This is a genomic window from Marinomonas posidonica (genome assembly GCF_043643765.1).
GTDB classification, from domain to species: Bacteria; Pseudomonadota; Gammaproteobacteria; order Pseudomonadales; family Marinomonadaceae; genus Marinomonas; species Marinomonas posidonica_A.
Genome location: NZ_JBHZSP010000026.1, coordinates 1 through 9448, shown reverse-complemented (window position 1 = coordinate 9448; position 9448 = coordinate 1). Strand labels below are relative to the sequence as shown.

Here is a 9448-nt window from a genome sequence, read left to right as displayed (position 1 = left end):
CGTGTCAGCGAGGGCGTATATTAAGGATCTACAGATTTTTAGCAAGTACTTTTTAATTCTTTTTTAAAAAATACTTTCTTACACTCTGAGTTTGTGGAATTCGTATAAGAAGCAATGGAATAGCAAAAGCACTGAACCAAACAAGAATGCTGGTATCACTCTTTATTTGCCACCATAGATGCAGCCATACTAAGAGAACGGACAAGTAGACCAAACGATGCAGTGGCTTCCAACGTTTGGCCAATTTCTTCATCATTCGCTTAGAACTGGTTATAGCCAACGTCGTCAAAATCACCAATGCCCCCACCCCAGCGTAAATGTAAGGTTTCTCAATCAAGTCACTCGCGATCCATGTCCAACTCAAGCCAGCAAACAACACCAAGTAGCAAACCATATGTAACAAGGCATACAAAAATGACGACAGACCAATAAAACGTCGATAACGTGCTAGAAATTTGAATTGGGTGTATTTGGTTATGGGCGTCATAAAGAGCACTAAGACCAATGACACGCATGCCCATATCCCTGTGAGTCGCATAAGTATTTTGCCTGGATCCGGAAAGTATTGCCCCATTAGCAAAGACACCAGCATCCATAAAAACGGCAAACTGAATAGAGTCACTATCCAAGGTTTTTCTTTTCGGTCCCAAAATTGCGCCATATTAGTAATACCGAGTTAAATCCATCCCCTGATACAATCCTGCCACTTCTTCCTGATAGCCATTAAACATCTGGGTTTCAATCACGTTAGGGAAGAGTACACCACCAGGCAATCGTCGCTCTTGCTTTTGAGACCAACGAGGATGATCAACCCCTGGATTTACATTCGCATAAAAGCCATATTCATTTGGCGCCAACATACTCCATGTTGTTTGTGGCATGGATTCAACGAAACGAATGGTGACAATGGATTTGATACTTTTAAAACCATACTTCCAAGGTAATACCAAACGTAACGGGGCACCATTCTGGTTTGGTAATACGCTGCCATACATCCCCACGGCTAAGAAGGCGAGTGAATTCATTGCTTCATCAATACGCAACGCTTCACGATATGGCCAATCCAAGGCATTTCCACGCTGGGCAGGCATTTGCTTAGGATCATATAAGGTTTCAAAATATACGTATTTTGCTTTGGAGTTGGGCTGAAACTTTTTAAGAAACTCGCCAAGCGGTATGCCAATCCAAGGAATGACCATAGACCAAGCTTCAACACATCTTAAGCGATAAATACGTTCTTCCAATTGACTGTCTTTTATGAAATCTTCAACATCAAAATCCCCTACTTTTTCTGCTTCACCTTCTACTCGCACTTTCCAGGGAAACGGTTGCAAGGAATCAGAATAATCCGCAGGGTCACTTTTACCATAACCGAATTCATAGAAATTATTATAGGTGGTTGCCACATCATAAGGAGCCGCTGTTTCGGATTGACCATAAGGGGTTTTGCTTAACTGACTAAAAGCCCCTTCAAGAGACGTTGGAATAGCAAGAGGACTAACCTCTTGACTGTCAGCCAGTACGCGACCAGATAAGCCTAAAGAACTTGCCCCGATCAGACCCGCTTGCATAAATTGACGTCGATTTAAATAGACAGACTCGGGCGTCACACTACTTTCATGGCAATCCGACGCTTTGGCAATTTTAATCTGCATGACACACCTCTATTTGAAGACTTAATGGATAGAGTGTGTCCGCAGAGAAAGGTTCAAAACCGACACAAATCTATTCGATATAGCTTAGTCGGTTTGAGGTTAAAATTTATTACCGTAAAGATTTAAAAATAATGCCGCCAATACCCCAAAGCCCATATAAACAGAATACCGCCATCAGCACCAATGAAGGCTCAAGCGCAACCAACACCAACACCAACACCGCCATCAATAACACAACAAAAGGCACACGACCTTTAAGGTTTAAGTCTTTAAAACTACGGTATTTGACATTGCTCACCATCAGCAGTCCAACAACAGGCACCAACAGCGCCATTAGAGTGGATAGGGTTTCACCCGCAATGCCACTTTCATTCGAGGCCCAGATTACGCTGGCCACAATGGCGGCGGCCGCTGGACTAGGCAAACCGGTAAAGTAACGTTTTTCTTCAACACCTAGCATGGTATTAAAGCGAGCTAAACGTAAGGCAGCGCCAACGGCATAAATAAACGCGGCAATCCAGCCTACTTTGCCGAGCGGCGCCAATGACCAAGTAAACGCGACTAATGCTGGCGCGATGCCAAACGACACCATGTCCGCCAAAGAATCGTATTCTGCCCCAAACGCACTTTGTGTATGAGTCAGACGAGCAACACGTCCATCCAAACCATCAAATACCATGGAGATAAAAATCGCCACGGCCGCATGGCCATAGTCTCCATTCATCGCCGCGATAATAGAATAAAAACCCGAAAACAAAGCCGCTGTTGTAAATAAGTTAGGCAGCAGGTAAACCTCTTTCCTAGGCGGCTTTTTCCCATCACAAATTTCCGCTTCATCCGTTGAGTCTATCGCCGATTTATCCATTTCGGGGTCTTTAATGTCATCATTAGGCATTTAACATAACCTTCTTTTCAATGTAATTACTTCAGTTTAGCAAACGCTCGTTTTGCAGCTGCAATGGTAAAATCAATGTCTTCGTCTGTGTGCGCTTGAGAGATAAAGCCAGCCTCGAAAGAGGCCGGTGCAAAATACACACCTTCTTCCAACATAGAATGAAAAAAGGCTTTAAACTTCTCTAAATCACACTCTTGCACCTGAGCAAAGCTGGTCACTTTCTCCGCTTCGGTAAAAAAGAAACCAAACATACCGCCAACGCTCACTACACAAAATGGCACGCCTACCTCATCCGCTGCGGCTTTTAAACCAGTGACTAAGCGCGTCGCTTTTTCACCTAATGTTTTGTGGAAATCCGATTCGCTGATTTTATTTAGAACCGCTAGACCGGCAACCATCGCAACCGGGTTCCCTGACAGAGTCCCTGCTTGATAGACAGGTCCTAAAGGCGAGATACATTCCATAATCTCGCGTTTACCACCAAAAGCACCAACAGGCATACCCGCACCAATCACTTTTCCTAAGGTAGTTAAGTCTGGTTGAATGTTATAATGCTCCTGAGCACCTCCCAACGCGACACGAAAACCGGTCATCACTTCATCAAAAATCAATACCGCACCAGATTCATCACACACTTGGCGCAAAGTTTCTAAGAACCCCGCCACAGGAGGAATGCAATTCATGTTGCCAGCCACTGGCTCAACGATGATACAAGCCACGTCAGCACCAATGTCTGCAAAGCACTGCTGCACACCTTCAATATCATTGTATTGCAATGTAATGGTATGTTTTGCCAGATCAGCAGGAACACCTGGCGAGTTAGGCACACCTAACGTTAAGGCTCCCGAACCAGCTTTCACCAGCAAAGAATCAGAATGCCCATGGTAGCAACCTTCAAACTTGACGATTTTATCACGGCCGGTGTAGCCACGAGCCAAACGAATCGCACTCATGGTCGCTTCGGTTCCTGAATTCACCATGCGTACCATGTCCATAGAAGGCACCAGCTCACACACTTTTTCTGCCATGGTGATTTCCACTTCCGTAGGCGCACCAAAGCTTAAACCAAAATCCAATTGTTGACGCACAGCCTCTAACACATCGGAATGAGAATGACCTAAAATCATTGGTCCCCAAGAACCCACATAATCGACATAGCGTTTTTTATCTTCATCATAGACATACGCACCTTCACCACGCTGAAAAAAAATCGGTGTCCCACCAACACCATTAAACGCTCTAACAGGGGAATTAACGCCACCAGGAATTCGGTGCTGCGCGCGTGCATAAAGATCTTCTGAACGACTCATAATTTGCTAAATCCTATTACTAATATATTCTCATTCATACGAAACAAAGACCAATTTTAGTCATCATGCTTCAGTAAAAATTGATCCAAACGATGTTTCGAAACCACACCATAAATGGCATTTGGTAAACGAATCAGTACATCATTTTGTCTGCTCTCTTGAAACCAACTCAATAAAGCTTCTAAAGAAGATGGCTCATCAATTTGTAAAATGGCTTCACTTACAACGGCAAGCCGTAAATCCATTACCCCCACTCCCTGATCAAATCGAAGCCAAGGTTGCGGGCCAATATCCAGGTTTTGCAAGGCCTCTAAAATATGAGCACGATGCACCCAATACCAACGTCCATCCGTTTCGAATACCGCATAGTTTACCATACTTGAAGCCAAATCTTTCACTTGCTCAAGAGGAATCTTGACCGGTAGGATCAAAGCATCATCCGATACCGAAGACACCTTATGTTGCCGTAAATGACGACGAAATGGACTAATCGAGGAAGCCATTCCCATGAACTTAAGTCTCTCTGTGAAAATGGATTCTTGATGAAACACAACCCTCAGCAAGAGACAAGCCAGCACGATGACAAACAAAGCTGGAACAATGGAAGAAGAAGATTGCGTCATTTCTATGATGGCAACCAACGCCGTTAATGGCGCTTGAAAACTGGCCGCCATCATAGCTGCCATACCTAATAGAGCAAACAAAGCAATGTTATCTACCGTCACGCCAAAAACTAAAGCAACAAAAACACCAGCCATACCTCCGATGACAAAAGCGGGACCAATCATGCCTCCAGGAATGCCCAAACCAATGGTGACAGCCGTCAATACTGTTTTTACTAAGATCAGTACCAACAATGCATAAACAAGCAAATCACCGCTCAATAAGCGACTTAAAGACCCATAACCAATGCCCAAACTTTCGGGCAGATAAAAGGCCGCAAGAGCCGTTAATAGAGCAACAATGGAAAAGCGCCACCAAACAGAAACCTGACTAAAACGCCAAGCCATTTTTTGAGTATGAAAAAACAGCGCCACCAGCAGAACAATCATCAATACCAATAACAGACAAGCCGCTAATAATTCAAACGATAAAGTCACATGATGTAGGGCATTAATATCAAACGCATTCATCGGTCCAATAAGAAAATGGCTAACAAAGGTTGCCACCACGGAAGACAGTAATACCGGCAACACAAAATGCTGTCGATACTCCAAGAAGATCACTTCAAAAGCAAACAACACCCCCGCCAGTGGCGTTTGAAAAATGGCCGATATGGCCCCAGCGACACCACAGGCCAACATGGTTTCCACACCGTATTGGGTCAACTTTGTTCGCACTGCTAATACACTGCCTAGGGTTGCTCCGAGATGCACAGCTGGCCCTTCTTTGCCCATAGACAAGCCGCCCAGCAAGCCCACAACAGCAGAGACAAATTGCATCAGACCGTTCCAAACGGGCAAATGGCCACCATGATAAGTCAACCTCTCTACGACATAAGGTACGCCAACCTTGTGATAAGCCTTAGGGGTAAAATGAAATAATAAGGCTAATAGAAAGCAGGCCAGAACAGGCAACGCGATACGAGTGAATAACGGCAGTGAAGCAAAGGAATCAAACTCCATATTGATAAAATAACGAGCGGGAACGTACATGACCATATAAAAAAAGGCCATCACTAGACCACACACTAAGCCACACAAGCCACCTAGTAAAGACAACTTAAACAAGTCATCATAAGATTTTGCCGTTGCAAGCCACTTTTCCTTTAAATTTAACCCTTTCAGACCGCCTCCTCACTTTTAACGGGAGCAAATTTCGTGCACTATTCAATCAGTTATATTAAACATTCGCAATCGCCTCAGTACAGGCTAAATAGTACAGGCATAAATAGATAGGATAACATCGTGTATAAAATAGGTATCGTTGGCGGTACGGGTTACACCGGAGCCGAGTTATTAAGACTACTTGCAAACCACCCTCAAGTTGATGTGGTGGCCATTACTTCTCGTAGTGAAGAAGGCAAACTGGTTTCAGATATCTACCCAAGTTTACGCGGTCATTACAACTTACGATTTTCAACCCCAAGTGTAGACGAACTGGCACAATGCGACTTAGTATTTTTTGCTACGCCTCATGGCGTGGCCATGGATCAAGTACCAGAATTAATCGACCGAGGTGTTAAGGTTGTTGATTTGGGCGCGGACTTCCGTATCAAAGACACCATAGAATGGTCAAAATGGTATGGCATGGATCATAGAACACCAGACTACGTTGCAAAGGCTGTCTATGGATTACCTGAGATCAATCGTGAGGCCATCAAAACAGCACAACTTGTGGCCAACCCCGGCTGCTACCCTACGGCAACGCAATTGGGCTTAATTCCTTTATTGGAAGCCGGAATCATTGACCCAGCACATTTAATCGCAGATGCTAAATCCGGCGTTAGTGGCGCTGGTCGTGGTGCGAATGTGGGGTCTTTACTATGTGAAGCCAGTGAGAGCTTTAAAGCATACGGCGTCGCTGGTCACCGCCATTTACCAGAAATCAAACAAGGACTACAAGCCGTTACTGACAGCCCTGTAGGATTAACTTTTGTTCCTCATCTTGTGCCTATGATTCGTGGTATCCACTCAACTATGTATGCCACCTTGATCGACACCTCCGTTGATCTGCAAAATTTATTCGAAGAACGTTACGAAGACGAGTTTTTCGTTGATGTGATGCCGGCAGGCAGCTTACCAGAAACCCGCAGCACCAAGGGGGCTAACTTCTGTCGTATTGCGGTATATCGTCCACAAGGCGGAGACAAAGTCGTTGTGCTTTCGGTGATCGACAATTTGGTAAAAGGCGCATCTGGTCAGGCCATCCAAAACATGAACATCATGTTGGATTTGCCAGAAAATATGGGCTTAACTGCACTGGGCATGATGCCTTAATCTCTTTTCTTAGACATAAAAAACGGGCTTCAGCCCGTTTTTTATGTCTAAATGTTAACAATTTGAATCCCATAAGCAACATCACCAACGATCTACACGCTTAGCCAAACACATGTGCGTCACCACCTTATCCAAATTTGGCCATGAATCCATTTCACTGCGAATCTGATGCAGCCGCGCCATGGAAGCCGCCTGCACAAGCACCATCAAATCCACATCACCACTGATAGAGTGAGCCAGTTTCACCTCAGGTATAGCATCGATAAGAGGTTGCACCAAATCGCAAGAAAGCGGCCGAAATGTTAGCGCTAGATAAGCGGTCACGCCCTCTTCTTTAGAAACCGACGTATGCGCATGGTAGCCCGTAATGGTACCAATTTCTTCCATGCGTCGAATACGATCTGTCACCGCTGAACGAGACAAATTCACTTGTCGACTAATATCCGACACAGACAAACGCGCATCGGCGACTAATAATGCCAGAATCTTTTGATCGTACTGATCCGCCACTCAACACCTCTTATTCTTCCATCATCCGAGACAAAATAACGGAACTTCCGTCATTTTGCACCTCAATAGCGTCATCTTGTATCGTTTCCTATTGAGCGCCTTATTTTATGCTAGAAGTCATTAAAAAACAGCTTATTCATCAAGGTTCACTATGACTCAATATCACCAAACTCTTGGCCCACTTCAAGGCATGGCCATGACAGTCACCACCTTCATTGGTACGGGTCTAATGATCTTACCTGCCATGTCGGTCGCACAAGCAGGTTCTTTTGCTTTTTATGCTTGGCTCATAACAGCTGCAATGATTATTCCCATTGCGTTTATCTTTGCTTTCTTAGGCGCCAAATACCCTTCTGCAGGCGGTGCGTCTCATTACATAGGGCGAGCCTTTGGTGGTGGTATTGAAAAAGCGGTCGGTTGGTTATTCTTAAGTATCTTGCTAGTTGGCCCCGCGGTCGCCATTAAAGTCGCCGCAGCCTATCTCAGTATTATCTTCAATGTTACGGAAAACTGGATTCTCACTTTTAGCATCATCACCCTAGTTGGCATGATGCTATTTGCGATAGCCGGCATTCAAACCTCTGCTCGCTTTCAAAGTGGCGTGGTCATCGCCATGATTGCCACCATCATCATGCTGTGCTTACTAGGTGATATTCAATCCAGCACTCAAGTGATCACATCACCGAGCAATCTGGCTGACTGGCAAACGACTCTCTACGCCACTGGAGTCATTTTTTGGTGCTTTCTTGGTATAGAGGTCATGGCACATATGGGCGCTGAATTCAAAAACCCTACCCGTGACTTTCCTATTGCTTTACTGGGCGGCATTGCCATTGTGATTCTTGCTTACTTGAGTTTAGTGTTATTGATTGCTTGGCATCAAACTTATGGCGACGAGGTGACTAACAGTCAGTCTCTTGCTTTGTTGGTCAGTAAATTACTAGGGGACACCGGCAGTCGAATCTTTGCCGTAGGCGCTTATGTGATTGCGTTCGCTAATGTGGCCATTTACATTCTTGGCTTTTCCCGTATGGTCCAATCCATGGCGCAACAAGGCGCGTTACCATCAAAATTCAATCAACTGAATGCCCAAGGTTCTCCAGCAAAAGCCGTCCTTTTAGTATGCGCTATCACCTTGCTGTCCATTTTATTCTCAGAGCTGTCTGGCTGGAAAATGGCGTGGTTTATTGAAATGACCAATGGCAGCTTTCTGCTCATTTACACTCTAACCAGCATCGCAGCCATTAAGCTTTTAAATAAGCAGTTAAAACTACTAGCCTTATTGGCACTCTGCAGCTGTGGCTTTATGGCATTCTTCATCGGTGAGAACATGTTATTTGCAGCGATTATGTTTTGCTTAGCGCTCTGCTACGAATGGATAAGATCCATCAAAAGCAGCAGTAAAGGCATCAATCTTAATGTATAATTCGGCTAAATTAATTTTATACACGCCATAGCCTCGTTCCGTTATGGCTGAAAAGGAGAGAATCTATGCCACTTTTAGACAGCTTCCGTGTTGATCATACACGTATGGATGCCCCTGCCGTTCGTATTGCTAAATCCATGTCCACCCCTAAAGGTGACGACATCACAGTGTTTGATTTACGTTTCTGTGTGCCAAATGAAGAAATCCTTTCTGAAACAGGCATTCACACACTGGAACATTTGTTTGCGGGTTTCATGCGTGAACATCTAAATAGCGACAAGGTTGAAATTATCGACATTTCGCCAATGGGCTGCCGAACGGGTTTTTATATGAGCTTGATCGGCACCCCCTCTGAAGAGCAAGTTGCAACGGCTTGGAAAAATGCCATGCAAGACGTGCTGGGCGTTAAAGCTAAAGCGGATATTCCAGAACTAAACGAATACCAGTGCGGCACTTACGAAATGCACTCTCTAGAAGAAGCACAAAAAATTGCAACAATGATTTTAGAGCGCGATGTAAAAGTAAACAGCAATGAAGAATTGTATCTAAGCGAGGAGTTCTTGAAAGAACACAGCTAAGGATTGTAGCTACATACCAAATAAAAAAGGTGACCTAGTGTCACCTTTTTTAATGCTCAACATCTATGGACACCCCGATTTTTGCAAGCAAAATCAAGATCTAACAAGAAGCGTTTTGCAGCCATCTATTCGGAT

General features: G+C 44.5%; 9 protein-coding genes. 3 read left to right on the top strand and 6 right to left on the bottom strand.

Translation table 11 applies throughout. The features are described 5' to 3' along the window. Positions 1-52: 52 nt before the first annotated feature. The 5 genes from ACHUFM_RS18140 to ACHUFM_RS18120 form a co-directional block, all read right to left on the bottom strand. Positions 53-661: a protein-methionine-sulfoxide reductase heme-binding subunit MsrQ gene (locus tag ACHUFM_RS18140; RefSeq protein WP_394184022.1), complete on the bottom strand. Its 609-nt coding sequence runs from the start codon at positions 659-661 to the stop codon at positions 53-55. Position 662: 1 nt separating this feature from the next. Continuing rightward, the gene (gene msrP, locus ACHUFM_RS18135; RefSeq protein ID WP_394184021.1) at positions 663-1655 is read right to left on the bottom strand and encodes a protein-methionine-sulfoxide reductase catalytic subunit MsrP; all 993 of its coding nucleotides are present in this window, start codon (positions 1653-1655) and stop codon (positions 663-665) included. 109 nt (positions 1656-1764) lie between these two features. Next, complete coding sequence (gene pssA / locus ACHUFM_RS18130) at positions 1765-2550, bottom strand: CDP-diacylglycerol--serine O-phosphatidyltransferase (RefSeq protein ID WP_394184020.1); 786 nt, start codon at positions 2548-2550, stop codon at positions 1765-1767. A gap of 26 nt (positions 2551-2576) precedes the next feature. Next, positions 2577-3860 (bottom strand): glutamate-1-semialdehyde 2,1-aminomutase, encoded by a 1284-nt coding sequence (hemL, locus tag ACHUFM_RS18125; protein ID WP_394184019.1) that lies wholly within the window; start codon positions 3858-3860, stop codon positions 2577-2579. 56 nt (positions 3861-3916) lie between these two features. Continuing rightward, a complete protein-coding gene (locus ACHUFM_RS18120) occupies positions 3917-5590 on the bottom strand; it encodes a chloride channel protein (RefSeq protein WP_394184018.1) in 1674 nt (557 codons plus the stop codon). A 177-nt stretch (positions 5591-5767) separates the two neighbouring features. On the opposite strand from ACHUFM_RS18120, the gene argC reads away from it, so the two are divergent. Further along, complete coding sequence (argC, locus tag ACHUFM_RS18115) at positions 5768-6799, top strand: N-acetyl-gamma-glutamyl-phosphate reductase (protein ID WP_394184017.1); 1032 nt, start codon at positions 5768-5770, stop codon at positions 6797-6799. Between the two features lie 81 nt (positions 6800-6880). Here the strand turns inward: argC and ACHUFM_RS18110 are convergent, their stop codons facing one another. After that, on the bottom strand, positions 6881-7309 hold the full coding sequence (locus ACHUFM_RS18110) for an Lrp/AsnC family transcriptional regulator (protein ID WP_063333949.1): 429 nt from the start codon (positions 7307-7309) through the stop codon (positions 6881-6883). Between the two features lie 151 nt (positions 7310-7460). On the opposite strand from ACHUFM_RS18110, the gene yjeH reads away from it, so the two are divergent. Continuing rightward, positions 7461-8735 (top strand): L-methionine/branched-chain amino acid transporter, encoded by a 1275-nt coding sequence (gene yjeH, locus ACHUFM_RS18105; RefSeq protein ID WP_394184016.1) that lies wholly within the window; start codon positions 7461-7463, stop codon positions 8733-8735. A gap of 65 nt (positions 8736-8800) precedes the next feature. Beyond that, positions 8801-9313, top strand: a complete 513-nt coding sequence (luxS, locus tag ACHUFM_RS18100) for an S-ribosylhomocysteine lyase (protein ID WP_394184015.1) — start codon at positions 8801-8803, stop codon at positions 9311-9313. The last annotated feature ends 135 nt before the right edge of the window (positions 9314-9448 follow it).